This is a genomic window from Micromonospora sp. WMMA1363 (assembly GCF_030345795.1).
Classification (GTDB): Bacteria; Actinomycetota; Actinomycetes; order Mycobacteriales; family Micromonosporaceae; genus Micromonospora.
The window spans coordinates 1202309-1228714 of the sequence record NZ_JAUALB010000001.1 but is presented as its reverse complement, the minus strand read 5'-3'; the positions used below and the strand labels follow the sequence as shown (position 1 = coordinate 1228714).

Sequence of the window (26406 nt, the reverse complement as noted above, 5' to 3'; positions counted from 1 at the left end):
TCCCCACGGCGCCGTTCCGGGCGGGACACGGGAACGGCCGGTCCCCGGGCGGGGACCGGCCGTTCGGCCGCACGGGGGGTGTCACCAGAGCTGCACGACGATGTCGGCCGCCTGCTCCTCCCACTGGGCGTAGTGGAACGGGTACGCCGAGACCTGCACCGTCTGCGCCGCGGTGGTCAGCGGCAGGTCCTCCCAGCCGCCGACGTTCCTGAGCGCCTCGAAGAACGCCGTGGCCGCGTACTCGGGGTCGGTGATCTGCTCGGGCGTGCCCCAACCCGACGACGGACGCTGCTGGAACAGGCCCTGCGAGTCGTGGTCGTTGTACATGCCCAGGTGGCCCAGGTTGTACAGCTTCGACTCCTGCAGCGCGGTGGCGATGCCGATGACCGCGCCCCGTTCGCCGACGCCGGTCTCCTTGGCGACCTCGATGATCGCCTTGGCGTTCTCGCGCTGGGCGTCGTCGAGCGGGATGCGGGACTGGGCGCCCTGCACACCGTACGGAGTCAGCTCCTCGCGGCTCGGCTTGTCGGCTGCGGGCTGGTCGGTGCCGCCGGTCGCCTCGGCGGTCGGCTCGGCGGTCGGCTCGGCGGTCGGAGCTGACTCGGCCTGCTTGCCGGTGGCCAGCTCGATCGCCGCAACGGCGCCCTCGTGCGGGCCGCTGGTGATCGGACTGGCCACGGCCGCCGGCGCGACGGCCAAGCCACCGATGGCGGCCACGCCCGCCACGCTCAGCGCAAACTTGCGGTTCGGGTCCTTCGCGATGGCCGGGAGCCATCGAGTGAAGTCGTACTTCACGATGTGCCCTTTCGGTCAGGCGAAGCGCTCCGGGAATGAGCACTCCTCGGGGGAACTACGCCGCCGGGAGGTTTGGACTCCGGCGGTACGGGGGACACAACCCGCCTGACCCGCCCGCCATTCCGGAAATGCGCCCTGCTCATGGCGCTGCGAGTCAGGTCACGGGGTTTCCGGACACCCGACGGCGAAGGCACCAAGCCCACAGACCGCCACCTGGCGCACACCTGGCGATCTCACACGGCTGGCACATAACCGGACAGCACACGACGCGACGGTGATACGAGGCCGGCGTGTGTGAACGGTGTGATCAGACCCGGGCCGCCGTCAGCAGACCACCACCGAACGGAGCACATCCCCGCGGCGCATCCGGGCGAAGGCATCCTCGACCCGGTCCAACGCGATCTCCTCGGTGACGAACGCGTCCAGGTCCAGCCTTCCCTGCAGGTAAAGCTGGGTGAGCAGCGGAAAGTCCCGGCTCGGCAGGCAGTCGCCGTACCAACTGGACCTGAGCGCGCCGCCACGGCCGAAGACGTCCAGCAGCGGCACATCCACGGCCATCTCCGGAGTCGGCACGCCGACGAGCACCACCGTGCCCGCGAGGTCGCGGGCGTAGAACGCCTGCTTCCACGTCTCCGGCCGGCCGACCGCGTCGATGACCACGTCGGCGCCGAACCCACCCGTGACGGACCGGATCGCCTCGACGACGTCCTCCGACGACGCGTCGACGGTGTGGGTGGCGCCGAACCGGCGGGCCCAGTCGAGCTTGCGGGCGTCGGTGTCCACGGCGACGATCGTCGTCGCACCGGCCAGGACCGCGCCGGCCACCGCCGCGTCCCCGACCCCACCGCAACCGATGACCGCCACGGAGTCGCCCCGGGTGACCCCGCCGGTGTTCATCGCCGCACCGAGGCCCGCCATGACGCCGCAGCCGAGCAGACCCACCGCGGCCGGTCGGGCAGCCGGGTCGACTTTGGTGCACTGTCCGGCGTGGACCAGGGTCTTCTCGGCGAAGGCGCCGATGCCCAGGGCCGGCGTGAGGTCGGTGCCGTCGGTGAGGGTCATCCTGCTGGCCGCGTTGTGGGTGGCGAAGCAGTACCAGGGGCGGCCACGCCGGCAGGCCCGGCATACGCCGCAGACGGCCCGCCAGTTGAGCACCACGAAGTCGCCGGGGGCGACGGAGTCGACCCCCGCGCCGACCCGCTCGACGACGCCAGCGGCCTCGTGCCCGAGCAGGAACGGATACTCGTCGGTGATACCGCCCTCGCGGTAGTGCAGGTCGGTGTGGCAGACCCCACACGACCGGACAGCCACCACCGCCTCGCCCGGCCCCGGGTCCGGCAGCACGATCGTGGTGACCTCGACCGGTGCGCCCCTGCGGCGGGAGACGACTCCCCGGACGTGCTGGCTCACGTTCTCCTCCTGCTCCACGCCGAGGTCGGCGCCCGTCGAGGGCGGCGTCGCCAGGGTACGGCGCACCGCACGGGATCACGCTCTGCCGCGAACCTACCGCCGACCACGCCGTCCGGCCCATCACCGCATCGGCCCATGTCGACGGGACCGGGGTGTTGACCCGGCCCCTACGCCACCGGCCGCCGGCGGTGGACCGCCTACCCGCGCAACGTGAGCAGGCCGGTGGCGTCGACCGTGAGCAGGGCAAGCCGGTCGGCGAGCCAGCGGGCGTCCGCCGGGCCCGCCCGTTCCAGTCGCAGCCGGCGCATGCGCACCGGGGCGGCCCGCAGCCCGCGCAGCCGGCCGGTGGCCCGATCGAGGGTGGGCAGCCAGAGCAGGCGCAACTCCGGCCGGTACTCCTCATGCCCGCCGATGCCCTCGTAGTCGTCGACGAGGTCGCCGCAGCCGTACAGGACCAGCCGGTCCCGGTACACCTCCATCGGGCGCGGATGGTGCGAGGAGTGGCCGTGCACCAGATCCACACCGGCGTCAACGAGGCGGTGGGCGAACGCCACGTGCTCGGCCGGGACGTCGTACCCCCAGTTGGTGCCCCAGTGCACCGAGACCACGATTCGGTCTCCCGGCCCGGCCACGGCGGCGATCCGAGCCGCCAGCGCGTCCGCCGACGCGGTGCAGACCGCCGGCAGGTACGCCACCCCCGGCCGGTCGGCGGTCGCCGCCCAGTGCGGCGGCACCCCGGCCGACGGCGCGGCGACCGACCAGACCAGCAGACGGCGGTCCACGAGGGGCACCACGGCGGGACGCCAGGCGACGGTCGCGTCGGGCCCGGCGCCGGCGATCGCCAACCCGGCGCCGGCCAGCGTGTCCCGGGTGTCGGCGAGACCGACCGGACCGAAGTCGAGGCAGTGGTTGTTCGCGAGGGTGCAGACGTCGAGCCGGGCGGCGGTCAGGGTGGTCACGTTCGCCGGGTGCATCCGGTAGTGGATGGTCTTCGCCGGATCGTGCGTCCCCCGTCCGGTCACCGCCGTCTCCAGGTTGACGATCCGCACGTCGGGGGCGGCCGCGGCGAGCAGGTCGAGGGCGTCACCCCACGGCCACGACGGCGGCGCCGGACGCGGTACCGGCCCGCCGGCGCCCTCGGCGAGGGCCACGTACTCGCGGGCGTCGCGTACCGCCGGTTCCCGCAGGTCCGGCGGGGCCGGCCGGGACAGGATCGCGTCGACGCCGCGGCCGGTCATCACGTCGCCGCCGAGCAGGAGCGTCACGTCACCCATCGGCGGGGTGTTCCCCGTCCGGCCGCCACCTCACCCGTCTCGGGTTACCCGGGAGATCGGGTCGGAGGTCGGGGTGTCGGCCTGGCTTGCCCGCACGACCGGGTCCTGCGGCGAACCGGCCCGGCGAGAACCCGCGGCCACCTATCGTGAGGGCGGAGCGCCGGCACGGCGCACTCCGACCAGCGGGCGCCGCCCGGCGCACGGCGCGAGGAGACCGGGGTGACCACGACGCGTCCGCTGCGGCCGTGGTACCGACCGATGGTGGCCCGCCAGCGGGACCAGGAGCACCGCTCGACGACGCCGCTGGAGCTGTTCTTCGACCTGTGCTTCGTGGTCGCGGTGGCCCAGGCGGCGGCGAACCTGCACCACGAGGTCTCCGCCGATCACGTGGCCCAGGCGGTGGTGAGCTACCTGATGGTGTTCTTCGCGATCTGGTGGGCGTGGATGAACTTCACCTGGTTCGCCTCCGCGTACGACACCGACGACGACGTCTACCGGATCACCACGCTGGTGCAGATCGGCGGAGCGTTGATCCTGGCCGCCGGCGTGCCGCGCGCCTTCACCGACGCTGACTTCAGCACGATCACCTACGGGTACGTGGTGATGCGGCTGGGCACGGTCACGCAGTGGACGCGGGCCGCGATCGGCGACCCGGGGCACCGGGCCGCGGCCCGCCGCTACGCGATCGGCGTCGCCGCCGTGCAGATCGGTTGGTTGGTTCGGCTGCTGCTACCCGGCGGTTGGGGGCTGGCCGCCTTCCTGCTGTTGGCCGCGGTCGACCTGCTGGTACCGGTGATCGCCGAACGCCCCGGTGCGACGCCGTGGCACCCCCGGCACATCGCCGAGCGGTACGGGCTGTTCACGCTGATCGTGCTCGGCGAGGTGGTGCTGGCGACCTCGGTCGCGGTGCAGACCGGGGTGGACGCCGGCGACGAGGGGCTCGACAGCCTGGGAGCGGCCGGGGCGGTGATCGTGTTCGCGCTGTGGTGGCTCTACTTCGACCGGCCGGTCGACGTGCCGGCCAAGCTGAGCCGCACCTTCGCCTGGGGGTACGGCCACTACCTGATCTTCGCGTCGATCGCGGCGGTGGGGGCGGGTATGGCGGTGGCGATCGACCGGGAGCGGCACCTCGCGCACACCGGTCCGCTGACCGTCGGCTACGCGGTGTCGGCGCCGGTGGCCGTCTTCCTGGTCACCCTGTGGCTGCTGCACGTGCGGCCACGCCCGTACGGGACGGCGCCGGCGGCGTTCCCGGTCACCGCGGTGCTCGTGCTGCTCGCCCCGCTGGTGCCCGGCCCGGTGTACGTGGTCGCCACCCTGCTGTTCGGCCTGGCCGCGGTCACGGTGCTGGCGCGGCGCCGGGCGCCACGCACCGCCGGCGCCTAGTCGCTGCCCGGGTTGACCCGGTCAGCGGACCAGAAGTCGACCAGCATGTGGTGGAACTCCTCCGCCCGCTCGATCTGCGGCATGTGCCCGCAGCCGCGGAACAGGTGGGTGCGGGCCCGGGGCAGCCGCGCCCGCGCCGCCGCCAGGTGAGTGGCGGGCAGGATCAGGTCGCGGTCACCCCACACGATCAGCGTGGGCCGGTCGAGCCGCTCCATCCGGGCCAGCAGTTCCTCCCGCCACTGCTCGTGGACCCCCGGAAGGTGCCGAGGTTGCGGGCGGTCTCCAGCATCACCCGCGCGGCGTGCGGCTGGCGGGCCACCTCCAGCGCGTACGCGATCCGCTCGGCGGTGGCGAACGCCGGGTCGTGGAACAGGGTGCGCTCGGCATGGCGGACGGACCACCGGCTGGGCCGCAGCAGCAGCCGCCCGAACGGCCGCAGGGCGAGCAGCCGCAGCAGAATCGTCACCTCCCGGCCGAAGCCGGCGGGTGTGATCAGGCCCAGGCTGGCGGTGCGGGCCGGTTCGGTGACCGCGAACTGCATGGCCACCGCCCCGCCGAGGGAGTTTCCCACCAGGTGCACCGGCCGGTCCACGCCGACCTCATCCAGGTATCGGCCGGCGAACGCGCCCAGCTCGGGCAGCGTGTAGGGGGCGGTCATCGGCAGTGATCCGCCGTACCCGGGCAGGTCGACGCTGTGCACCCGGTACCGCGACGCGAGCCGCTCGTGCAGGTCGTCGAAGTCGCGCATACTCCGCCCGATGCCGTGCAGCAGGAGCACGGGCGGGCCGTCGCCGTCCACCCGGTGGCAGACCCGCCGCCCGGCGACGGTGACGTGCCGGTGCCGCCGCGGGGCGGTCACACCTCTTCCCCGGACGGGTCGGTCGCCGGCCGGCGGGCCGGGCCGCCGGCCGCCCGGTTGACCCCGACCGCCAGCAGCCTGCCGTACGAGGCGGGAGCGACCCGGGCCAGCAGGTCCGGCAGCTTCGCCGACCAGCCGATGAGGACGCGGCCCCGGCGCCGCTCGACGCCGCGCAGGATCACCTGCGCCGCCTTTGCCGGCGGGATGCTCAGGAGCCTGTCGAACGTCCGCCGATTCTCCTCGAACTCGTCGCAGGAAACGCCGCTGCCGATGCGGGCGTTCTCGGCGATCCGGGTGGCGATCCCGCCGGGGTGCACGGAGGTGACGCCGACACCGTCGTCGACGAGTTCGTGGCGCAACACCTCGGTGAAGCCGCGCACGGCGAACTTGCTGGCCGAGTACGCGGCCTGCCCGGGTGGGCCGATCAGCCCGAAGAGGCTGGAGACGTTGACCAGGTGGGATCCGGGCTCGGCCTTCAGCGTGGGCAGCAGCGCGTGGGTCAGCTGCACGACGGCCCGGAAGTTGATGTCGACGACCCACTGGAACTCGTCCAGGGTCACCTGGTCGAAGCGTCCACCCAGGGCGACGCCGGCGTTGTTGACCAGCAGCCGGATCCGCGGGTGCCGGGCGCGGATCTCCGCCGCGGCGCCGGTGGTGGCGGCGTCGTCGGCGAGATCGACGACGTACGGGTCGATCCGCCGCTCCGGATGGCCGGCGCGGATCGCGGCCGCCACGGCGTCGAGGCGCGCGACGTCCCGGTCGAGCAGGACCAGGTCGCTGCCGCGGCGGGCCAGTTCGTGGGCGAGGGCCGCGCCGATCCCGCTGGCGGCTCCGGTGACCACGGCCGTGCCGCTGGTGAAGTCGAACCTACGCACGGAGGGCACTCCTTTCCGAGGTGCCGGACGCGGAGAACCGGACACCCTGGTCGGTGAGCCGGCCATAGCGCATCACCAGCACGTCCCTGGGGTAGTTCTGGTGCAGTCGCCACGGCGCCCGCGCCCCCTGTTTGGGTAGCGCGTCGACGCTGCGCAGCACGTAGCCGGCGGTCAGGTCGAGGATCGGGTGCAACTCGCCGTCGGGTGGCGGCAGCGGCATGACGATCTGCTGACCGGTGTGGTCCAGGTGCGTCAGCAGCCGACACACGTACGTGGCGACCAGGTCGGCTTTCAACGTCCAGGAGGCGTTGGTGTAGCCGATGGTCATCGCGAAGTTGGGGACGCCGGAGAGCATCATGCCCTTGTACGCGACCGTACGGGCCGGTTCGACGACCGCGCCGTCCACGGTGAGTTCGGTGTCGCCGAGGGCGAGCAGGTTGAGCCCGGTGGCGGTGACGATCACGTCGGCCGCCAACTCGGTGCCGGAGCGGAGCCGGACACCCGTCTCGGTGAAGGTGTCGACGGTGTCGGTGACGATCGAGGCACGACCCCGTGAGATCGCGGTGAACAGGTCACCGTCGGGCACCACACACAGCCGCTGGTCCCACGGGTCGTAGCGGGGTGAGAAGTGCCGGTCGACGTCGTATCCGGCCGGCAGCCGGCTCCGCGCGGCCCGGCGCAGCAGCCGCTTCACGACGCCGGGTAACCGGCGGCTGAGCTGGAACAGCGCGGTGGTGACCAGGACGTTCTTCCATCGGATGGCCGAGTAGGCGGCGCGCTCGGGCAGGACGCGGCGCAGCGCGTCGGCAACCGTGTCACGCGACGGCAGCGCGATGATGTACGTGGGTGAGCGCTGGAGCATGGTGACGTGGGCGGCCTGCTCGGCCAGCGCGGGCGCCAGCGTCACCGCGGTGGCGCCACTGCCGATCACGACGATCCGCTTGCCGGTGTGGTCGAGGTCGTCCGGCCAGTGCTGCGGGTGCACGATCCGCCCGGTGAACCGCTCGACGCCGGGAAAGTCCGGCGTGTAGCCCTCGTCGTAGCGGTAGTAGCCGGCGCAGATGTGCAGGAACGAGCAGGTGAGGGTGACGTCCGCGCCGGTGTCCGCCCGGTGCGCGTGGACGGTCCACCGGGCGGTGCGGCTCTCCCACGCGGCGCGGACGACGCGGTGGTGGAAACGGATGTGCTCGGTGACGCCGTGCTCGCGCGCGGTGTCGCGGACGTACTCCCGGATCGACCACCCGTCGGCGATCGCCTTCGGGTTCGTCCACGGCTTGAACGAGTACCCGAGGGTGAACATGTCGGAGTCCGACCGGATGCCCGGGTAGCGGAACAGGTCCCAGGTGCCGCCGATGGCGTCCCGGGCCTCCAGCACCGTGTAGGTCTTGTCCGGACAGTTGCGCCGCAGGTGGCAGGCGGCGCCGACGCCCGAGATGCCGGCACCGACGATGAGCACGTCGACGTGGTCGCTGGTGGACATGTCGTCTCCCGTGACGAGGGCGGTGATGCCGGACACTATCCACCGACATCGACATGCGTCAACACCCTGTCGAGAACAATCGACAGGGTGTCGAGCGGGTGTAACATCCACGGTCATGACACCCATCGCGACGTCGTCGCCACGGGGTCGCCGCGCGGCCCGGTCCGCCGGGGACGATCGGGAGTCGGCCATCCTCGCCACCGCCGAGCGGCTGCTCGATCAGCGCCCGTTCGCCGACATCTCCATCGACGACCTGGCCCGGGGCGCCGGGATCTCCCGCCCCACGTTCTACTTCTACTTCCCGTCCAAGGACGCGGTCCTGCTGACCCTGCTCGACCGGGTCATCGAGGAGGCCGACACCGCCGTCGGGGACGTGCTGGACCGGCTCGCCGAGGACCCGTGCGCCCGCTGGCGAGAGCTGATCGGCCGGTTCCACGAGACGTTCGGGGGCCACCGGGCGGTGGTGTTGGCCTGCGCCCAGGTGCGCGGCACCAACGCGGAGGTGCGCCGGCTCTGGGCCACCGTGCTGGAACATTGGGTGGGAGTTGTCGAGGCGGCGATCGACGCCGAACGGAAGCGCGGCGCGGCCCCGGCCGGACGGCCCGCCCGGGATCTCGCCATCGCGCTGACCTCGATGAACGAACGCGTCTGGTACACGACCTTCGCCGGCGACGGCCCGGCCGTCGCCGAGTCCGACGTGGTCGACGTCCTCCTCGACGTCTGGCTCGCCGCCATCTACCACAACGCCACCCCACCACCGACCTGACCGGCGCCTCCGCCGAATGCCAGGTCCGATCGCCGCCAGCAAACGACCGCGGGGCTGGCCGAGTGCGGGCGAGCCGGTCGGGGCGAGCTGGTCGGGGCGAGCTGGTCGGCTACCGGTAAGGCCATGCGCGGTCGGGTCAGCCGAGCGGCACCTGGACGGCGACGTCGTGCTTCGGGTAGTGCTGTTCCACCTGGTCCGGGCCGTATTTCTCGCGGAACATCGCCACGATGTGCTCGACCCGGTTCGGGTCGGTGATCGGGGTGGCGGGACCGTTCACCGCGGCGCCGTTCGTGGACACCTCGATCATCGGGGTCTTCTGGACGTTCTTGTACCAGTCGCTGTCCGATCCGGTGATCGGCACCAGGAACATGGCCTCGTCGTCCTGCACGAACCACACCGGGTGAGAGATCTGCCGGCCGGTGTTCCGGCCGGTCACCGTGATCTCGACTTCGCGTTCGCCGGCGAACGCGTCCCTCGCCGCCTCCATGCTCACGCTGGTCCTCCGTTCCACGACCGGTACCTGCTGTCAGGCTATGGACCGGCGGACCGTCCCGTGCTCGTTCCGGCAGACCGGGCCGGCCCCAGCGGCTCAGTGCTTGCGGAACAGGCAGAACTCGTTGCCCTCGGGGTCGGCCAGGACCGTCCAGCGCGGCAGCGTCCGCACCACCGGCCGGGTGCGGACGGTGGCCGACTCAGCCGGGCACCGCAGTCCCGACCGACTGAACCGGCGCCTCCCCGGTGTTGGTGCCAGCCACCTCGCAGAGCAGGTCGAGGTGACCGAGGTGGCGAGCGGTGTCCGCGAGAAGGTGGTGCAGTATCCAACGCAGCGTGTGCCGGCCGTCCGCCGCCACGTCGTTCAGGCGGTGCGCGGCCACCACCTCGTCGCAGCGCCGGGACTCGGCCACGTACGCCGCCACCAGTTCCGGCAGCGGCACCCGATCCGGAGAGGGTGGCCCGCCCAGGTGGTCGGTGTCCAGTCCGAACGCCGGCAGGTCCTTCTCGCCGGCGAAGCGCTGTCGCAGCCAACATCGCTCGACGTCGCGCAGGTGACCCACCAGCCGTGGCACGGTCAGGCCGCCGGGCGTGACCACCCGGCACGCCTCCTCCGGCAGATCGGCGACACCGCGCAGCACCTGGTCCCGCTGGCGTTGCAGAAACGCCAGCAGCATCTCCCGCTCGTCCGCCGCGTACGACGTCAGCGACATGTCACTCCTCCTCGGATGGGATTGTTTCGGTCGATCACGAGTACCCGCCCGTCGTGCTCCGGGCGTAGCCGCGGTGGGTGAGCTCGGTGATCCGCATCGGCCGACCGTACGGCGTTCCCGCGGTGACCCGCGCCGGCCGCGTCAACCGTGCCCGCCGTGGGCGCTGCGCACGGGCGGGCGCCCCGGTCGCTGGCCCCGCTCGACCACCACGAACTGGCCCATCATCCCGGCGTCCTCGTGGTACAGCAGGTGGCAGTGGTACATGTACGGCAGGTTCGGGTCGCTGTGGTCGGTGAAGCGCATCGCGATCCGGACCGGCCGTTGGGGTGCCAGATAGACGGTGTCCTTCCAGCCGGAAAGCTCCGGCGGCGGGTCCGCCCCGGCGACCGAGAGCACCTGGAACTGCACGTCGTGGACGTGGAAGTTGTGCGGGGTGCCGTCGGTGTTCTCCACCTCCCACACCTCGGTTGTGTCCCGGGTGGCGGCGAAGTCGATGCGGTCCAGGTCCATCGACCGGCCGTTGATACTGCGGCCGGCGAATTCGAGGCGGCGGGTCACGGCCGCCGAGGCGGGGTCGATCCGGTCCACCGGGGCCAGCGCGGCAGGCACTACCGGCGCCGGGGTGAGCCGGTCGGCGGCCCGCAGTTGCAGCACGTCGAAGCGGTCCCGGCCACCGGCGAAACGGTCGGCGAGGAAACCGGCGCCCAAGTCCGGTGCGATGCTGCGGAGGATCACCCGCTCACCCGGCCGAACCGTCACCACGATCTCGACCCGCTCGCCCGGCGACAGTTGGACGCGGGTGAGCCGGGCGGGGCGTGGGAGCAGTCCACCGTCGCTCGCGATCAGGTCGAACGGACGGTCGTCGGCGAAGCCGAAGTTGTACAGCCGGGCGGTGGAGCCGTTGAGCAGCCGCAGCCGTACCCGCTCGGTGGTGACGTCGAGATAGGGCCCCACCGTCCCGTTGACCAGCAGCGTGTCACCGAGTACCCCGATCGCGTTGATCATGTTGCGGGTCTTGCGGAACTGCCCGTCACCGGAGAAACTGCGGTCCTGCACGACCACCGGGACGTCGTCGACGCCGTAGCGGCGCGGTAGCGACAGCGCTGCCTCCCACTCGTCGTCGACGAGGAACAGGCCGGCGAGACCGCGGTAGACATGGTCCTCGGTCTCCCCGTGGGGGTGCGGGTGATACCAGAGCGTGGCGGCAGGCTGGTTCACCGTCCACGTGGGCGACCAGGTGGCTCCGGGCCGGATCGTCTGATGCGGTCCGCCGTCCATCCGCGCCGGCAGGTGCATGCCGTGCCAGTGCACACTGGTGGACACGGTCAGCCGGTTCACCACGTTGACCACCACCTGCTCACCGCGCCGGGCGCGCAGCGTGGGACCGAGGAAGTCGCCGTCGAAGCCAGCCGTGTGGGTCAGTCGGCCATCGCCGTGGAAATCCCGTCGCCCGGCGCGGGCGAGCAGGTCGAAAACGCGGCGCCCACGCTCGTCGACCCGCGATTCGGCGAGTGGCGGGACCGCGAGCGGGCGGACGAAGTCGACCTGGCCGACGGTGTCGGTGCCGACCCGGACGTACGCCCAACCGCCGGCCGCCACCCCACCACAGCAGAGGACGAGGCTGACGGCGAGCAGGCCGAGCAGGAGTCGGACCAAGGATGGTCGTCGGACGGCCACGGTGGTACCTCCAGTAGCGTCGGTACCTGTAGTTTCCCTTCCTATCGGTCGGACGGCCACCCACCGGACCGAATTCCGGGGTTCTCTCCGGGATGCCCCGGAGAGAACCCCGCCCCGTCGGAGGACACCGTGCCGGATGATCGGGAGGTGGATCCCCGACCGGAGCGTGGCCACCGGTGCGTCCCACACACCGCGGACGTCCGGATCGAGGCGTGGGCGCCGACCCGGGAGTCCTGCGTGGCCGAGGCGGTGACCGCGCTGGTGGACATGTTCACCGACCCGGGCGGGGCCCGTCCGCAGGACGAGCGGGAGTTCCACGCCCGCGCCGAGCAGGACGAGGATCTCCTCGTGAGCGTCCTCGATGAGGTGATCTTCCGGATGGACACCGCGGGCGAGCTGCCGTTGGAAACCGAGGTCACCGACGACGGCGCCGGCGGGCTGCGGGTCCGCTGGCACACCGTCGACACCGACGAGGTGGAGCTGGTCGGCTCGGTGCCCAAGGCGGTCGCCCTGCACGAGCTGCGGTTCAGCCCGGACGGACCGGGATGGTCCTGCACGGTGACCCTCGACGTGTGACGGGCAGTCAGCCCTTGACCACTCCGATCGGGACCACGCGGGCCACCTTTCGGCACAGCCCGGCGCCCTCGGCCGCCTCGACCACCGCCGAGATGTCCTTGTAGGCCGCCGGCATCTCCTCGGCCAGTCCCTTTCGGGAAACCCCGCGTACGGCGACGTTCCGCGCCGCCAGTTGGCGGCGCGGATCGTGGCCGCGCTCGGCCTTGACCGCCTGCTTGCGGCTCTGCACCCGGCCGGCGCCGTGGCACGTGGACGCGAACGCGGGCGCCCCAGGCACCCCCGCGAGCACGTACGAGCCGGTGCCCATCGAGCCCGGGATCAGCACCGGCTGGCCCACGTCACGCAGGTCGGCGGGCAGGTCCGCATGTCCCGGGGGCAACGCCCGGGTGGCGCCTTTGCGGTGCACGCAGAGGCGGCGGGCGTCCCCGTCGGTTCCGTGGGTCTCGAGCTTCGCGAGGTTGTGCGAGATGTCGTACACCAGGTCGAGGCGGCTGCCGGTGACGCGCCGGAAGACCGTGCCGGCGGCATGGGCGAGCAGTTGCCGGTTCGCCCGAGCGTAGTTGGCGGCGGCAGCCATCGCGCCCAGGTAGGCACGGCCCTCGTGCGAGTCGACCGGGGCGCAGGCGAGCTGCCGGTCCGGCACCTGGATGCGGTGCTGGCGCATCGCCGCCTCCATCGTCCGCACATAGTCGGTGCAGATCTGGTGGCCCAGGCCCCGGGAACCGCAGTGGATCATGACCGTGACCTGACCCGGCCGCAGGCCGAAGACGCCGGCGACCGCCTCGTCGTAGACCTCCTCGACCGACTGCACCTCCAGGAAGTGGTTGCCCGAACCGAGGCTGCCCACCTGTCGGGCACCCCGCTCGATGGCCCGCTCGCCCACCAGCGCCGGGTTCGCGTCGTCCACCGCGCCGTAGTCCTCGCAGCGCTCAAGGTCCCGCTCGACGCCGAAGCCACGCTCGACCGCGTACCGGGACCCGCCGCGCAACACCGCCTCGAGTTCCGATCTCCCCGACAGGTGCCACACCGCGCCCCTGCCCACGCCGCGCGGCGTCGAGTCGCCCAGCCCGTCCATCACCGCCTCGAGCCTCGGGCGCAGCGCGGCGAGGTCGAGGTCGGCGGCGAGCAGCCGCACCCCGCAAGAAATGTCGAATCCCACCCCGCCCGGCGACACCACCCCGCCGGCCTCGACGTCGGTGGCGGCGACCCCGCCGATCGGAAACCCATAGCCCCAGTGCACGTCCGGCATCGCGTACGACGCGTCGACGATGCCCGGCAGGGTGGCGACGTTGACCACCTGCTCCAGGGACTTGTCCGCTCCGGCGTCGGGCAGTAGCGACTCCGTCGCGAACACCACCCCCGGCACCCGCATCGGGTCGTGCCGGTCGATCCGGAAGCGATACGGCGACTCCTCGACCAGCTCCATCCGCGCGACCTACCCGGTCCGGCGAGGCCTACACGCCGGCGCGGGACGGCGCATCGCCCACACGGGGGGACCACCGCCGGGCACAGTCACCTGCCCGGTCACCTCGAATCCGAGCCGCCGGTAGAACCGCACGTTCGCCGACGCCGACGTCTCCAGCACCGCCGACAGGCCGGACCGGTCCGCCTCGGCAAGCCCGGGGCGCAGCAGCCGCCCGCCGGTTCCCCGGCCCTGGTCGGCCGGGCACACACCGACCGTGGCCAGCAGGAAAGCCGGCTCCGCCGTCTGAAGCGGGACACAGGCCGCCTCGGCGGCGACCATTGCCCGGTGCCGGTCACCGGCCAGCTCCGCGTCGCGCGCGGAAACCTCGGCCCAGACACGATCCGGCACCGGCCGGTCCGGCCGCAGCCACACGGCCACCGCCCGCGGCCGGCCACTTCCGTCGAGCGCAGCCCACACATCCCCGTACGGCACTCCGACCGTCGTCACCGTCGCGGCGAACAGGCCGGCCAACCGTTCCCGGTGTCGGTCGGCCGCCACGGTCCAGGCGGTCCACGGATACCCGTCGAACGCCTCGGCGAGCACCCCAGCCGCCGCGTCGGCCAGTTCCGGCCCGATCCGCCGCACCTCCACGACCGTCCTCCCCATCCGCCGTGACCCCGGTCGGCGATCATCGCACGACCTGATCACGTCCGCCGCGGGATTTCCTCGTCACCCGGGTCGACCCGGGTGACGGCGACCGTCTGGGCGAGGTCCCGGTCGCCACACGCGGCCGGCCGGGGGGCGAGGTTGCCGCGGATCGTGACCCGCGTGCCCGGGCGCAACGCCGCCGCGGCTTCCCCGGTCAACGCCCAGCGTCGCTCGCCGACCAGCAGCATGGTGCAGTCCCCGGCACGCTCCACCGTCCCGGTGAGGGTGCGCGGGCCGAAGGGCATTCCGACCGCGTCGCCGCCGGGAGACGGTGTCGGCGGCGGCTCGCCACCCGAACCGGCGTCCCCGGTGGCGGTCAGCCTGAAGACCAGGCCAATCGCGGCGAGCAGGACCGACACTGCGCGCATGACGCCAACTCTCCCGTCACCTGGAACACGGCGGCAACCCGGACCTGCTTCCCCGGTCAGAGCCGGTAGAAGGCCCGGTACCGGCGGAACAGCCGCCACTGCACCACCACCGCAGCCACGGTCAGCAGGATCATCACCAGCGTCGCGGCGGCGGCGTAGCCGTATCGCAGGTACTCGAAGCCGGTGCGGTAGATGAACAGCGACAGGTACGTGGTGGCGTACGGAGGTGGTCCGCCGTCGGTGACCACGAAGGCGGGGACAAACGAGAAGTGCAGGCTGGCGATGGCGTCGCGGACCGCCAGCAGGGCGAGCACCGGCGCCATCAACGGCAGCGTGACCCGGCGGAACACGTCCCAGCCGGTGGCGTCCTCGAGCGCGGCCATCTCGTACACGTCGCGGGGCAACGCCCGCCGGGCTGCCAGCAGCACCACGAAGGTCTCCCCCATGGTGAACACACTCATGACGATGATCGCGGCGCGGGCGTCGGTCGGGTCGGTCAGCCACTGCGGCGGCGTGCGGCCGAGCACGGTCAACCCATTCTCGCCGCCGACCCGGAGCAGCTGGTTGATCGGGCCGTACAGCGGGTTGAGCAGCCAAAGCCAGAGCAGGCCGTAGGCGATCTCCGGCACGGCGGTCGGCAGCACCGCGGCGACACGGGCGGTGCCCACACCGGCGGCGCGACGGTGCAGCAGCAGCGCCAAGCCGAGCGCGAGCAGCACCCGCAGCGGCACGGCCACCAGCGCGAACACCAGCGAGTTGGCCAGCGACACCCGGAACACCGGATCGGCGACCAGCTCGGTCAGGTTGTCCAGACCGACCCACATCGGTGGGTTCAGCAGGTCGAAGTCGGTGAAGGCCAGCGCGAGCGTGCCGGCGGCGGGCAGCAGCACCAGGCCGACCAGGCCGACCAGGTACGGCGCGAGCATCATCGCCAACTGCCGGCGGGAGCGGGCATCCGGTCGCGTCATGTCCCCGCGACCCTCACGGGGGCGTACCGCAGGCCGGAGTCGGCGTGGAAGACGTGCGTGTCGGCCCAGCGAACCCCGACGCGGACGGCGTCGCCCCGGCCGGGCCGCCGGTCGGCGGGCACCCGGGCGACCACCGGGTGCCCGGCGGCGAGGGTGAGGTACGCGTACGCGTCCTCGCCGACCACCTCGACCCGATCGACGGTAGCCGCCGCGCCCACCGTCTCGCCCAGGGTGACCGCCTCCGGACGGAACCCGATCCGCAGGCCGGCCGGCAAGCCCGGCGGGGGATCCCCGGCAGGGTGGACGGGACCGTCGACGGGAAGCAGGTTCATCGCCGGTGAACCGACGAAGCGGGCCACGAACACGCTCGCCGGCGCCCGCCAGATCTCGTCGGGGGTACCCGCCTGCTCGACCCGCCCGTCGCGCAGCACGACGATCCGGTCGGCGAGCACCAGCGCCTCGGTCTGGTCGTGGGTGACGTGCACCATGGTGGCGCCGAGCCGGTCGTGCAGGGCTCGCAGCTCGGCGCGCATCTCCACGCGCAGGGCGAGGTCGAGGTTGGACAGCGGCTCGTCGAGCAGGAACACGGCCGGCTCGCGCACCAACGCCCGGGCCAGCGCCACCCGCTGCCGCTCCCCGCCGGAGAGCTGCCCCGGCCGGCGAGCCAGCAGGGCGGCGCAGCCCACCGTCTCGGCCGCCGCTCGGGCGCGCTGCCGGGCGACCACCCGCGGGGTGTCCCGGACCTCCAGGCCGAAGGCGATGTTCTCGGCGACGGTGAGATGCGGAAAGAGCGCGTAGGACTGGAAGACCATCGACACGTTGCGCAGGCCGGGCCGGTCGGTGGTCACGTCCCGGCCGGCGATCCGCACCCGGCCGGCGGTGACCGGCTCCAGACCGGCCGCCACCCGCAGCACAGTCGACTTGCCCGCGCCGGACGGGCCGAGCACCACCAGCAGCTCGCCCCCGTGGACGGTCAGGTCCACCTCGTGCAGGACCTGATCGCCGCGGTAGGCGGCGCTGACCCCGTCGAGGGACAGGCCGGCCCCGCTCACCCGTGCTCGCCGCGGGCGAACAGCGGGCGGGTCTGCCGGTCCAGGTCACGGATGACCTCGTCGAGCCGGTCGCCGCGGTGCACCGCGTTCTCCAGGATCCCGTGCGTCACGTCCTCGATCTCCGGCCAGGTGGACACGGTCGGCAGGGCCCGCACGGTGGGGATCGCGTCGAGGAACACCCTGGCGCTGCGCGGCGGCTGGGACGGACCGAGGAACGCCGGGGACCGCGAGACGCCGATGTGCGACGGGACGGTTCGGCCGGTGGCCGCGACGATCCGCTGTCCCTGCTCGGAGATGGCGAACTCCAGGAACCGCCACGCGGCGTCCTTGCGCTCGGCGCCCCGGGTCATGCAGTACGCGTCCGAATGCAGCACACCCACCTGCTTCCGGTAGACCGGCAGCGGGGCGACGTCCCACTCGAAGTCGGTGATCGAGCGGAACGTGGTGGTGGAGCGGCGCGACGAGAACAGCATCGCGAGCCGGCCGTTGGCGAAACGAGACTCGTCGTCCTCGGCCTCGACCTCCTCGTCGGTGGGCACCACCCCGTACGCCTGACGCAGGTCCACCAGGTTCTTCAGGGCCTCCCGGCCGGCCGGGGTGTCCAGGTTCAGCCGGGTGGGCCGGTCCGGGTCGTCGACGATCTCGCCGTCGTTGGACCAGACCAGCGGAGCGAGGCGGATGATCGACGGCTCCACGGCCACGCCGTGCACGACCGGACGCGCGGCGGCCCCCTCGCTCTCGGTGCCCCTGACCACCACGCCACGGGAGTCCCGGGTCATCGCGATGGCGGCGCCGACCATGTCGTTCCAGGTCCACCCGGCCCGCGGCTCGGGTACGCCGTACTTCTGGAACAGCGTGCGGTTGTAGTAGACGGCGAGGCTGGAAACGTTCTGCGGCAGGCAGAGCTGCCTGCCGCCCCACGTGAAGGCGTCCATCGCCACCGGGTAGTAGTCGGCCGGGTTGATCGCGTCGGAGCGGGCGATCCGCTCGTCCAGCGGCTCCACCACGTTCTTCGCCGCGAACTGGCCGTAGAAGCGGTAGTTCATCAGGAAAAGGTCCGGCGGGGCGCCCCCGGCTACCGAGGTGGCGAGCCGGGCCAGCAGATCCTTGCGGTCACTCGCCTCGATCAGCTGCACCTCGGTGCCGGGCCGCGCCTTCTCGTACGCCTCGGTGAGCGTGCGGTACGCCGCCAGTTCCTCGGGGGCGCCGAAGACCAGCAGCTGCACCGCGCCCCTCGGCTCGGCGGCGCCGGAGCCGGCGCCGCACCCGGTGGCGAGCAGCACCGCGGAGAGCAGCAGGGCCAGTCGGGTCTTCGGTCTCATCGGCGGTCCCGTCCCGTCGGATCGTCGTGGTGGAGGATCGGATCGTCGTGGTGGAGAAAGCGACGCTGGGCGAACGCGAACACCAGCAGAGCCGGCCCGGTGGCGAGGACCGCGCCGGCCAGGAAGACCGGGAAGTCGGTCGGGTCCAGCACGGACAGCGAGCGCAGCGCCAACGGCAGGGTGAACAGCTCGCGGTCGTAGACGTAGATCAGCGGGTCGAGGAAATTCGACCAGGTCACCAGGAAGGTGAGGGCGGTGAGCGCGGCAGTGACCGGGCGGACCAGCGGCAACGCGACCAACCACCAGATGCGCATGGGAGACAGGTCCGCCACCAGGCAGGCGTCGTAGAGGTCCCGCGGCAGCGCCCGGAACGCCAGGTAGTAGACCAGGACGTAGAGCGGCGAGGTGCCCAGCAACGCCGGAGCGATCAACGGCACCAGGGTATCGGTCAGCCCGAGCGCGCGGAAGATCGCGAACCGGGGCACGAGCAGCGCGGTCGCCGGCACCATCAGGGCGACCAGGGAAGCCGCGACGACGGTGGCGGCGGTTCGGGGGGCGAGCCGGGCCAGCGCGAAGCCGGCGAGCGAGGCGACCAGCACGCTCAGCGGCACGGCGATGGCCGCGACGAGCACCGAGTTGAGCGAAGCCCGCAGCAGACCGCCGATCTCCAGGGCCTGCTGGTAGCCGGTGGTGGCGACCGGGTCCGGGAGCAGCCGCGGCGTGGGCGACGGCGGCAGGCCGGGCTCGGTGAGCGACCCGGAGACCAGCAGCAGCAGCGGCGGGACGAACCCGAGGACGACGAACGCCGCGCCGAGCGTACGCCAGCTGCGGCGGGCCACCCCGGGCAGCGGTGGGGGGCCGCTCGTGCGACCCCCCACCCGGTCGGTGCGTTCGATGATCTACCTACTTCAGTTTCAGCTGCCAGGCGCCGAGACCGTGCGAGGCGGCGTAGAGGACCCGTTTGCCCGGCACGATGGTGAGCCCGGCAACCTCGACGTTCGGCATGCCGCCGGCTGCCTTGGCCCAGCTCGTCGAGCCCCTGGCCAGCCTCAGGACGCCGAAGTCGGTGGAGGCGTACAGGTCACCGGTGACGTCGTCCCGGACCAGGTCGGTGATCGGCTGGTCTCCGAAGTCGTACGACCGGTCGGCCCAGGTGGCCGTCGCGCCGTCCACCTTCACCTCGAACGCGTGCCCGAGGGTGGCCGGGGTGTTCGAGTTGAACCCGCTGTAGGACACCCACGCCCGGGCCCGGTCGGCCGGGTCGATGTGGATGCTGGTGACGAACCGGTTCGGCGTGCTGACGTTGTCGATCCGGGTCCAGGTCACCGCCGACGCTGGCTCGGCGTCGGCGTTACGGGTGACGAAGACCCGGCCGGTGCTGGTCGCCGCGTACGCGGTGGACGAGTCGGTGTCGACCCGCTGGACCACCGAGACGGCACCGCCGGCCCGATCTCCCCAGGCGGCGTCGGTGAGCCGGATGGTGCCCAGCTCCTGCCAATCGCCGCACTGGGCCTCGAAGGTGCCCGTCCAGGTGTTGCAGATCCGGTTGGCCTCGTCGAGGGTCCGATCGCCCAGGCCGAAGGTCTTGGTGCGGTAGACGGTCCGGGCGGTGCCGGCGAACATCGTGCCGCTGACCTTCGGGTCGCTGATCACCGGGGCGTAGAACAGGTTGCCCGGCTGGCCGTAGATCGGGTCCGCGGTCCAGATCCAGCTGCTGATGTCGCCGTTGCCGAAGCTCACCTCGGGCGAGGCGTCGAAGAAGGTGTGGAAGCGGAACTCCGGCTTGCCAACGTCGAAGCCGGAGGCTCCGCCGTCACCGATCATCGTGTTGACCCAGCGCCGCCGGTCGCCCTTGTTTTCCCAGGTGCCGTTGTCCTGTGTGCCGCCCTGGAGCAGGTCCGCGTCGTGCGGGCTGACCGACAGGCTGATGAACTGCAACGTGGTCATGCCCTTGTTGATCCCCTCCAGCCTGGCTGGGATCTTCGAGAGCATCTGCTGGCAACGGTCCTGCTGGGCCTGCGTGGTCAGGTTGCGCCCCGGGTTGTCGCACCAGGACGAGCGGTCGACGAACGTTCCGCTGGAACGCATGATGCCGCCGTCGTTGGCCTCGAAGAACTGGTACGGGTTGCGCGGGTTGGTGACGATCGCGTGTTGATCCGGGTGCAGGCCGTTGGGGTGCAACTCGTCGGTGCCGTCGTAGGTCATGTCGGTGCCGCTGACCCCGGCGTCGGTGGAGAGGATGACCGCCCGTTTGTGGGCAACCGTCTCGCCGTAGACGTAGGCGCCACCGGTGTAGACGATGTCCGGGTGCCCGGCCGGGGTGTGCACGAACACGTCGTACCAGCACTGGCCGGTGCACTGGTTGTAGGTGGCGAAGCCCGGATCGGCCGGGTTCGAGCTGGTCAGGTCGGCGAAGGTGGGGGCGCCGGCGGCCACGTCGTCGCTGCGGAACAGCCGCGAGTACGGATTGCCGAAGTTGCCCTCGTAGACGTACATGCGGGTGTCGCCGTCGGGCAGGGCGGTGACGTCGATGGCGGCACGGGTCTGGAAGACCGCCGGATTCAGCGACGGCTTGATCTGGGTCCAGGTGGCGCCGGCGTCCGGTGAGCGCCAGACACCTCGGGCGTACGACGAGGCGTACACGATGTCGGAGTTGTTCGGGTCGAGCTTGACGTAACGAACGCCACGCGGGGAGCAGGTGGCGGTGTTGGCGTACTCCGCGGCGCTGCCCGTGCAGTCGGCGCCGTCGACCGAGCCGTTATGGATGAAGGTCCAGTTCTTTCCGCCGTCGGTGGTCTTGTACAGGCCCCACTTCTCGGCGTCCGGCACCGGCCGGGTCACCCCGGTGCAGCAGGCACTGGACATGCCACGCAGCGCGATGGTGGTGGCGACGTAGATGGTTTTCGGATCGCCCGGCTTGATGGTGATCTCGGCGAGGCCCTTACCGGAGAGGACGTCCTTGCCGAGCGGTCCCTGCCAGGTCAGACCGCCGTTGGTCGATTTGTAGAGCCCGACGCCGGCCACACAGCCGGAGCCGCAGGTGTTCGCCTCGCCGGTGCCGACGTAGATGGTCAGGCCGGTGCGGTCGTTCCGGTCGATCTTCACCGAGCCGGCGGCGTTGATGCCCAGCGGGCCACCCAGGTAGAACCACGTGGGCTTGGGGGCGAGGATGTTCAGGGTGCCCCAGACACCGCCGCCGGCCGGGGTGGCGTACGCCCGGCAGAGCAGCCTGTTGCAGTCCGGGCTGATATCGATCGAGGTTACCCGGCCGCCCGCCACGTACTCGTTGGGCACGTAGTTGAAGGCGTTGCGGTACTCGGTGAACGGGTAGAGAGCTTCGCTCGGGCCGACGTTGACCCAGCGCTGCGAGCCCCGGAACCGCCGCTCCGCCGCGGCGTACGCGGCCTTCGAGCGGTCCGCCTGGACGATGCTGATCGTGCTCGCCGGATAGGCCCGCTCCAGGAACTCCTGCTGGGCGGCGCCGCCCGGGCCGTCCGGCGACATGCCGGCGTCGCCCGGCACCGCCTGCCGCAGCCGCTCCAGGTGGCCACCGAGGGCGTGCGGCAGCTCGCCGTCCCCGACGGCCGCCGCGGCGGCCGGCACCTCGGCGCCGGTGAAGTGGATGCCCGCGGCACCCGTCGTCGCGACGAGAGCGGCGACCGCTAGTCCTGCGATTAGGTGGCGACGTCTGCGCTTCACGAGGGTCCCTCCAGGAGAGAAGGCATCGCCGCAGCGCGGCACCCGGATTGGCGACCGTCGCTGGCAACGTCCATGCAGGAGGATGTCAGAGGGTGATGGGGGACACAATCCTCTGCGTCGATTTCCGTGCAACACCGGTGTGGGACGCGATGGAGCTCACCGCCAGCTCGCACCGGATCCGGCGCAGACGCGCGGCACGGCGGGATGCAGGGCGAGGTCCGCAAGGCCACGACACGGCCCGCCGGCACCTGACATCGATCGAACCGACGTAACAGCCTGTTACGCAATGGGTTCACAGTATCCACATAGGGTGGTCGTCGGCCCGGCCACACGACGGCCGGGCCGACGACCGGCCCCTACCCGGGCCCCAACGGAAGGACCCACGATGTCCCTCGCCCAGCGGGTCGCCGCGCTCTGCGCGGCGGCCGTCCTCGGCGCCGCCGCGCTCACCGTCGCGGCCGCCCCCGCCCACGCCGCCTCCACCGAGCAGGCCACCTCCGTGCTGCTGCTGACCGCCACGCCACACGCCACCGGCGTGCCCCGGGCCACCGTGCTCCGCTGCGAGCCGGCCGGTGGTACGCACCCCCGGGCGGCGTCCGCCTGCCAGGACGTCGCCGCCGTCGACGGGAACCTCGCCGCACTGAGCGTCAACCCAGGTTTCTGCACCCTGGAGTACGCCCCGGTGACCGTCCGGGCCCTCGGGCTGTGGCGGGACCGCCCGGTGTCGTACACCGAAACCTTCGGCAACCAGTGTGAGCTGCTGCGCGAGACCGGTTCCCTGTTCGCCTTCTGATCCGCCGCGCGGCGCCCGCTCCCCCGGGCGCCGCGCGGCCCCGATCGGCGCAGCCGGACACCTGGTCCCCACCTGATCGGGACGGCCCGACGTCGCTCGGGATATCATGGGAGTAGCCAGCCCCAGCTGGGGCTGGCTACTCCCATGAACTTTTCGACATCCGTCGTCCAGCGAAACGCGTGGAAGGATGGACGGCGTCGACAAGCGGCCGAGCAGGCAGAGCAGGAGAAGCGCCAGCGTGTCCGAAACCAGCCCGGAGGGGCTGCGCGCCGACTGTTCCCGGTGCGTGGGGCTGTGCTGCGTCGCCCCGGCGTTCGCCGCCTCGGCGGACTTCGCGGTCGACAAGCCGGCCGGCCGACCCTGCCCGAACCTGCGTGCCGACTTCCGCTGCGGCATCCATGCCCACCTGCGCGACCGAGGGTTTCCGGGCTGCACCGTGTTCGACTGTTTCGGAGCCGGTCAGCGGGTGACCCAGGTCACTTTCAGCGGGCGGGGCTGGCGGGACGGCCCGGATGTCGGCCAGGCGATGTTCGACGCCTTCGCCGTGGTACGGCCGTTGCACGAGCTGCTCTGGTATCTGACCGAGGCGTTGGCGCTGGACCCGCCACCGCAGCTGCGCGCCGCGTTGGCCGAGGCGCTCGCCGAGACCGATCTCCTGGCCGGTGGTGACACCCGGACGCTACGAGCGCTGGACGTCGACGCACACCGGGGCCGGGTCAACCCGCTGCTGTCCCGCGTGGGGGAGCACGCCCGGGGCGGCCGGCCCGGTATCGACCGGCGGGGCGCCGTCCTGATCGGGGCCGACCTGCGACGGGTCGACCTGCGACGAGCGAACCTGCGCGGCGCCGTGCTGATCGGGGCCGACCTGCGCGGCGCCGACCTGACCGGGGCGGACCTGACCGGGGCGGACCTGCGTGGGGCGGACCTGCGCGGTACCGACCTGTCCGCCGGTCTCTTCGTGCACCAGTCCCAGCTCGACGCGGCTGGGGGCGACCGGAACACCGGGCTACCGCCCGGCCGTTCCCGTCCCGCGCACTGGACCGCGCTACGGCTCACTCCGGTCCCACGTCGCCCACCCACGGGCACGGCCGGGCGACGGCGCCGCTGACCGCGGGCCGCCGTAGCCGGTGCACGGCGGGCAGGGCGGTACTCCCCATCGCCGGCACCACGAACCGGCTGCCGGGCCCGGGCGACACGCCGTCGCCACTTCGGGCACGGCAGCACCGCCCGTGCCCGCCCGGCGGGGATCGTGGCCGGCCGACGTTTCCCCCCGGGGTACCCGGGTAGCCGACCTCGGGTACGGGCACCGTCGCCGACGGGAGGCAGACGTGGGATACCGAGCACGGGACGGTGAGCTGCCGGTTGATCCGGAGCACGCCGAGGACGAGGCCGGTCAGGCCCGACTCGTCCAGGTCGACGCGGGCACCGACGTGCCGGCGCCGAAACCGGCGGCGCCGAAACCGGACATCGTCACGGAGGACGACGGCTCCGGGATGGCGGGCGGCGCGTCGGGGAGCAGCAGCGGCGGGTCGAACATGCCGGGTCACCCGGACGCGGCTCGCTGACGTTTCCGACGAGACTGACGGGGCAGGAGTGCGCCATGACCGACGAACACCGCTTCGACCTGGCCGACACGGACGAGCCGGACGGCGCCACCGCGATGGAGGCGTCGCTGCGACCGCCGGGAGAATCGCTGCACACCACCGAGGACGTGGGCGACGACTTCGCCGAACTGCCGGCCGAGGACCGCCGGTCGGCCCGTGAGATCAGCCGCGCCGGGTACGACGTGGCGGACGTCTCCGGGACCACCGACCCGAACCGGGAGTGAAGCGGCACTGACCGGTCAGCCGGTGTCGCTCTCCCGCACCGGATCGCCGACCACGGCTGGCGGGACGGTCCAGGTGGCCGCGCGCCGGGCCGGCACGAGGCGGTCGCGCAGCCGGGCCGCGGCATCACCGACGGTCGCGGCGACCATCGGCAGCAGGCGGGTCGAACCCATCACCGCGGCCTCCTCCGCCGGGGTGGTGGTCCCGTCGAGGAAGCGCAGCACCCGCTCGACCGGGTTACGGTCGAACAGCCGGTCGAAGAACTCCGGGCCGGCGACCCAGCCGCGATCCAACGCCCGCAACGCGACCGCGTCCATCCAGCGGTGCCGCCCGGGGTACGCGGGCGCCGGCACCGGCGGGCGACCGGCCGCCAGCGCGGCGGCGACCTGCTCGGCCTGCCGGCGCATGGCGGAGAATGTGAAGCCGGTCGAGGAACGGGTGGCACCGCCGGCCGTGCCGAGGCGGGTCACCCGGGGCGAGGGCCGCGAGTCGAACGCGGCGTCGGTCATCGGGATCACCCCGTTCTCCACCTCCCGCACGGTCAGCCGGGCGGGATCCAAACCGAGCAGGTCCCGGTAGTCGGTCAGCGCCGCGTCGTATCCGGCGTCGCTGAGCAGGGTCGGGGTGAACCCGGTGTACTCGACCAGGGCGTACCGGCTGCTCACCGGCAGCAGATAGCCGAACGACACCCCCCGGGCCGGCTGCGGGGTACGGAAATCCATCAGGATCGCCCGGTCCGGGTCGAACAGCGGGACGTCCGCCGCCAGCCACCAGCCCCGGAAGTGCTGCAACCAGTTGGTGCGCCCAGCCCGGCGGGGCGGCCGGGGCCGGGAGTCCAGCACCCAGGACGCCCGGACCAGCGGTGTACCGTCGTCGGCGCGTACGGTGACCCGCCCGCCGCCGTCGTCCAGCACGTCGGCCGGGGCATCGACGCGGACCGCGCCGAGTCGCCGCTCCGCCTCGGCCGCCCGGTCGTAGATCGGGCGGGAGCGCACCATCGCGTACCGCAGCGGGGCGAGGTCGAGGACGCGGCTTCGCCACGGCGTCACCACCTCGACCCGGTGCCAGCTCGCGGCCAGCAGCGGGTCGAGGTCGTTGCCGGGCTCGTCCCAGAACGCCCAGGTGCGATCCTGGCCACGCCGGTGCACCGGGTCGACGACGGCGATCCGCAGGTCACGGACCCGGCGCCGGTCCAGGGCGGCCAGCACGAGGGAGGCGGCGCCGCCACCACCGACCAGGGCGAGGTCCACGTCGATCGGTCCGCAGCGGTGCACGCCTCCACGCTGCCACACCGCCCGGGCCGGATGGTGGCCGGCGCCAGGCCGGGGACGTGGCGGCAGCGATGATTTCTCATTTCACCGGATCCGGCGGCCAACCCTCCTAGGGTTGGGCACACCGGCGCCGGTCGCGGAGTCGACCACCGGGCGACGTCCCACCCAGCAACGGACGGGAAGTGAGGGAAGACGCGCATGAAGGCGAAGACGGTCCTCGTGTCGGCGACGGTCGGCGTCGGCCTCGGCACCCTCGTGCCACCCGGCGCCGCGTGGGCCGAGACCAGCGTGTCACCGACGACCACCCCGGTCGGGGGAACGGTCGTGCTCACCACCACCTGTAACCCGAAGTCGGGTGACGCGATCTTCCACGTCGTCGGTCCCGACCGGGACCAGAACGGCCGGTCCACCACCACCGCGGCCGACGGCGGACTGAGCACCGAACTCTCCACCGCCGGCTTCCCTCTGGGCACCTACACGGTTGCCGCCACCTGCGGCGACGGCAGCGCCGCCGGCAGTGCGACGTTCACCGTCACCCCGGTCGGCGACGCCCGGGCCGGGGGCCACCCGGACGGCGGCGGCGCGGGATCGGTCGCCGCCGGGATCGCGCTGCTCGGCTCCGCCGCCGGCGGCGCCCTCATCCTGGCCCGCCGCCGGCGGCACGCGGCCCTGGCCGCGACCCGCTGACGTC

Annotated in this window: 27 protein-coding genes; 8 read left to right on the top strand and 19 right to left on the bottom strand. The window is 72.5% G+C overall.

The window, feature by feature from the left end; translation table 11 throughout:
* Positions 1-81: 81 nt before the first annotated feature.
* The 3 genes from QTQ03_RS05605 to QTQ03_RS05595 all read right to left on the bottom strand — a co-directional run bounded on the left by QTQ03_RS05605 (position 82) and on the right by QTQ03_RS05595 (position 3479).
* Positions 82-795, bottom strand: a complete 714-nt coding sequence (locus QTQ03_RS05605; RefSeq protein WP_289277042.1) for a hypothetical protein — start codon at positions 793-795, stop codon at positions 82-84.
* A gap of 324 nt (positions 796-1119) precedes the next feature.
* Positions 1120-2205, bottom strand: a complete 1086-nt coding sequence (locus QTQ03_RS05600; protein WP_289280691.1) for an S-(hydroxymethyl)mycothiol dehydrogenase — start codon at positions 2203-2205, stop codon at positions 1120-1122.
* Positions 2206-2402: 197 nt separating this feature from the next.
* Positions 2403-3479 carry a CapA family protein gene (locus tag QTQ03_RS05595; RefSeq protein ID WP_289277041.1) on the bottom strand — a complete coding sequence of 359 codons (1077 nt, stop codon included), beginning with the start codon at positions 3477-3479 and terminating at the stop codon, positions 2403-2405.
* 219 nt (positions 3480-3698) lie between these two features.
* Here QTQ03_RS05595 and QTQ03_RS05590 point away from each other — a divergent pair, with 219 nt between their 5' ends.
* Positions 3699-4865 (top strand): low temperature requirement protein A, encoded by a 1167-nt coding sequence (locus QTQ03_RS05590; RefSeq protein ID WP_289277040.1) that lies wholly within the window; start codon positions 3699-3701, stop codon positions 4863-4865.
* Here the strand turns inward: QTQ03_RS05590 and QTQ03_RS05585 are convergent.
* From QTQ03_RS05585 to QTQ03_RS05570, 4 genes are read right to left on the bottom strand one after another with little or no spacing between them, the layout of a single operon-like run.
* The gene (locus QTQ03_RS05585) at positions 4862-5080 is read right to left on the bottom strand and encodes an alpha/beta fold hydrolase (protein ID WP_289277039.1); all 219 of its coding nucleotides are present in this window, start codon (positions 5078-5080) and stop codon (positions 4862-4864) included. The genes QTQ03_RS05590 and QTQ03_RS05585 overlap by 4 nt on opposite strands.
* A complete protein-coding gene (locus QTQ03_RS05580) occupies positions 5053-5724 on the bottom strand; it encodes an alpha/beta fold hydrolase (protein ID WP_289277038.1) in 672 nt (223 codons plus the stop codon). The genes QTQ03_RS05585 and QTQ03_RS05580 overlap by 28 nt, the downstream gene beginning before the upstream one ends.
* Complete coding sequence (locus QTQ03_RS05575) at positions 5721-6599, bottom strand: SDR family NAD(P)-dependent oxidoreductase (protein WP_353890567.1); 879 nt, start codon at positions 6597-6599, stop codon at positions 5721-5723. The genes QTQ03_RS05580 and QTQ03_RS05575 overlap by 4 nt, the downstream gene beginning before the upstream one ends.
* Entirely contained in the window at positions 6592-8079 is a 1488-nt protein-coding gene (locus tag QTQ03_RS05570; protein ID WP_289277037.1) for a flavin-containing monooxygenase, read from the bottom strand. Before QTQ03_RS05570 ends, QTQ03_RS05575 begins: the two co-directional genes overlap by 8 nt.
* Before the next feature lie 115 nt (positions 8080-8194).
* Here QTQ03_RS05570 and QTQ03_RS05565 point away from each other — a divergent pair, with 115 nt between their 5' ends.
* On the top strand, positions 8195-8845 hold the full coding sequence (locus tag QTQ03_RS05565; protein WP_289277036.1) for a TetR/AcrR family transcriptional regulator: 651 nt from the start codon (positions 8195-8197) through the stop codon (positions 8843-8845).
* Between the two features lie 136 nt (positions 8846-8981).
* On the opposite strand, the gene QTQ03_RS05560 is transcribed toward QTQ03_RS05565, so the two are convergent.
* The 3 genes from QTQ03_RS05560 to QTQ03_RS05550 all read right to left on the bottom strand — a co-directional run bounded on the left by QTQ03_RS05560 (position 8982) and on the right by QTQ03_RS05550 (position 11727).
* Positions 8982-9332 carry a nitroreductase/quinone reductase family protein gene (locus QTQ03_RS05560; RefSeq protein WP_289280690.1) on the bottom strand — a complete coding sequence of 117 codons (351 nt, stop codon included), beginning with the start codon at positions 9330-9332 and terminating at the stop codon, positions 8982-8984.
* A gap of 205 nt (positions 9333-9537) precedes the next feature.
* Positions 9538-10050, bottom strand: coding sequence for a mycothiol transferase (locus QTQ03_RS05555; protein ID WP_289277035.1), 513 nt, complete (start codon positions 10048-10050; stop codon positions 9538-9540).
* A 141-nt stretch (positions 10051-10191) separates the two neighbouring features.
* Positions 10192-11727: a multicopper oxidase family protein gene (locus QTQ03_RS05550; protein ID WP_289277034.1), complete on the bottom strand. Its 1536-nt coding sequence runs from the start codon at positions 11725-11727 to the stop codon at positions 10192-10194.
* 147 nt (positions 11728-11874) lie between these two features.
* On the opposite strand from QTQ03_RS05550, the gene QTQ03_RS05545 reads away from it, so the two are divergent.
* Positions 11875-12303 carry an archease gene (locus tag QTQ03_RS05545; protein WP_289277033.1) on the top strand — a complete coding sequence of 143 codons (429 nt, stop codon included), beginning with the start codon at positions 11875-11877 and terminating at the stop codon, positions 12301-12303.
* Between the two features lie 7 nt (positions 12304-12310).
* On the opposite strand, the gene QTQ03_RS05540 is transcribed toward QTQ03_RS05545, so the two are convergent.
* Genes QTQ03_RS05540 through QTQ03_RS05505 form a run of 8 tightly spaced genes read right to left on the bottom strand, consistent with a single transcriptional unit; the run spans position 12311 to position 21825 of the window.
* A complete protein-coding gene (locus QTQ03_RS05540) occupies positions 12311-13729 on the bottom strand; it encodes an RtcB family protein (RefSeq protein ID WP_289277032.1) in 1419 nt (472 codons plus the stop codon).
* A gap of 9 nt (positions 13730-13738) precedes the next feature.
* Entirely contained in the window at positions 13739-14359 is a 621-nt protein-coding gene (locus QTQ03_RS05535) for a GNAT family N-acetyltransferase (protein WP_289277031.1), read from the bottom strand.
* A gap of 53 nt (positions 14360-14412) precedes the next feature.
* Entirely contained in the window at positions 14413-14784 is a 372-nt protein-coding gene (locus tag QTQ03_RS05530) for a hypothetical protein (protein WP_289277030.1), read from the bottom strand.
* A gap of 56 nt (positions 14785-14840) precedes the next feature.
* A complete protein-coding gene (locus QTQ03_RS05525; RefSeq protein WP_289280689.1) occupies positions 14841-15710 on the bottom strand; it encodes a carbohydrate ABC transporter permease in 870 nt (289 codons plus the stop codon).
* A 38-nt stretch (positions 15711-15748) separates the two neighbouring features.
* Positions 15749-16804, bottom strand: a complete 1056-nt coding sequence (locus QTQ03_RS05520; RefSeq protein ID WP_289277029.1) for an ABC transporter ATP-binding protein — start codon at positions 16802-16804, stop codon at positions 15749-15751.
* Complete coding sequence (locus QTQ03_RS05515; protein WP_289277028.1) at positions 16801-18126, bottom strand: ABC transporter substrate-binding protein; 1326 nt, start codon at positions 18124-18126, stop codon at positions 16801-16803. Before QTQ03_RS05515 ends, QTQ03_RS05520 begins: the two co-directional genes overlap by 4 nt.
* Positions 18123-19004, bottom strand: a complete 882-nt coding sequence (locus QTQ03_RS05510) for a carbohydrate ABC transporter permease (protein WP_289277027.1) — start codon at positions 19002-19004, stop codon at positions 18123-18125. The genes QTQ03_RS05515 and QTQ03_RS05510 overlap by 4 nt, the downstream gene beginning before the upstream one ends.
* 25 nt (positions 19005-19029) lie before the next feature.
* Positions 19030-21825, bottom strand: a complete 2796-nt coding sequence (locus QTQ03_RS05505; protein ID WP_289277026.1) for a beta propeller repeat protein — start codon at positions 21823-21825, stop codon at positions 19030-19032.
* Positions 21826-22210: 385 nt separating this feature from the next.
* Between QTQ03_RS05505 and QTQ03_RS05500 the strand changes: the two genes are divergently transcribed.
* The 4 genes from QTQ03_RS05500 to QTQ03_RS05485 all read left to right on the top strand — a co-directional run bounded on the left by QTQ03_RS05500 (position 22211) and on the right by QTQ03_RS05485 (position 24446).
* Positions 22211-22618 (top strand): SSI family serine proteinase inhibitor, encoded by a 408-nt coding sequence (locus QTQ03_RS05500; RefSeq protein ID WP_289277025.1) that lies wholly within the window; start codon positions 22211-22213, stop codon positions 22616-22618.
* A 238-nt stretch (positions 22619-22856) separates the two neighbouring features.
* Positions 22857-23726 carry a pentapeptide repeat-containing protein gene (locus QTQ03_RS05495; protein ID WP_289277024.1) on the top strand — a complete coding sequence of 290 codons (870 nt, stop codon included), beginning with the start codon at positions 22857-22859 and terminating at the stop codon, positions 23724-23726.
* A 220-nt stretch (positions 23727-23946) separates the two neighbouring features.
* Positions 23947-24183 carry a preprotein translocase YidC gene (locus QTQ03_RS05490; RefSeq protein WP_289277023.1) on the top strand — a complete coding sequence of 79 codons (237 nt, stop codon included), beginning with the start codon at positions 23947-23949 and terminating at the stop codon, positions 24181-24183.
* Positions 24184-24218: 35 nt separating this feature from the next.
* Positions 24219-24446: a hypothetical protein gene (locus tag QTQ03_RS05485; protein WP_289277022.1), complete on the top strand. Its 228-nt coding sequence runs from the start codon at positions 24219-24221 to the stop codon at positions 24444-24446.
* A 15-nt stretch (positions 24447-24461) separates the two neighbouring features.
* Here QTQ03_RS05485 and QTQ03_RS05480 read toward each other — a convergent pair whose 3' ends face one another.
* Positions 24462-25736, bottom strand: a complete 1275-nt coding sequence (locus QTQ03_RS05480; protein ID WP_502889698.1) for a lycopene cyclase family protein — start codon at positions 25734-25736, stop codon at positions 24462-24464.
* A 177-nt stretch (positions 25737-25913) separates the two neighbouring features.
* Between QTQ03_RS05480 and QTQ03_RS05475 the strand changes: the two genes are divergently transcribed.
* Entirely contained in the window at positions 25914-26402 is a 489-nt protein-coding gene (locus tag QTQ03_RS05475) for a hypothetical protein (protein WP_289277020.1), read from the top strand.
* Positions 26403-26406 lie beyond the last annotated feature (4 nt).

Coding starts and splice junctions, on each gene's coding strand:
- QTQ03_RS05475 (WP_289277020.1), top strand. CDS start 25,914: ATGAAGGCGAAGACGGTCCTCGTGTCGGCGACGGTCGGCGTCGGCCTC.
- QTQ03_RS05570 (WP_289277037.1), bottom strand. CDS start 8,079: ATGTCCACCAGCGACCACGTCGACGTGCTCATCGTCGGTGCCGGCATC.
- QTQ03_RS05525 (WP_289280689.1), bottom strand. CDS start 15,710: ATGCTCGCGCCGTACCTGGTCGGCCTGGTCGGCCTGGTGCTGCTGCCC.
- QTQ03_RS05560 (WP_289280690.1), bottom strand. CDS start 9,332: ATGGAGGCGGCGAGGGACGCGTTCGCCGGCGAACGCGAAGTCGAGATC.
- QTQ03_RS05540 (WP_289277032.1), bottom strand. CDS start 13,729: ATGGAGCTGGTCGAGGAGTCGCCGTATCGCTTCCGGATCGACCGGCAC.
- QTQ03_RS05555 (WP_289277035.1), bottom strand. CDS start 10,050: ATGTCGCTGACGTCGTACGCGGCGGACGAGCGGGAGATGCTGCTGGCG.
- QTQ03_RS05595 (WP_289277041.1), bottom strand. CDS start 3,479: ATGGGTGACGTGACGCTCCTGCTCGGCGGCGACGTGATGACCGGCCGC.
- QTQ03_RS05530 (WP_289277030.1), bottom strand. CDS start 14,784: ATGCGCGCAGTGTCGGTCCTGCTCGCCGCGATTGGCCTGGTCTTCAGG.
- QTQ03_RS05565 (WP_289277036.1), top strand. CDS start 8,195: ATGACACCCATCGCGACGTCGTCGCCACGGGGTCGCCGCGCGGCCCGG.
- QTQ03_RS05585 (WP_289277039.1), bottom strand. CDS start 5,080: ATGGAGCGGCTCGACCGGCCCACGCTGATCGTGTGGGGTGACCGCGAC.
- QTQ03_RS05485 (WP_289277022.1), top strand. CDS start 24,219: ATGACCGACGAACACCGCTTCGACCTGGCCGACACGGACGAGCCGGAC.
- QTQ03_RS05500 (WP_289277025.1), top strand. CDS start 22,211: ATGTCCCTCGCCCAGCGGGTCGCCGCGCTCTGCGCGGCGGCCGTCCTC.
- QTQ03_RS05515 (WP_289277028.1), bottom strand. CDS start 18,126: ATGAGACCGAAGACCCGACTGGCCCTGCTGCTCTCCGCGGTGCTGCTC.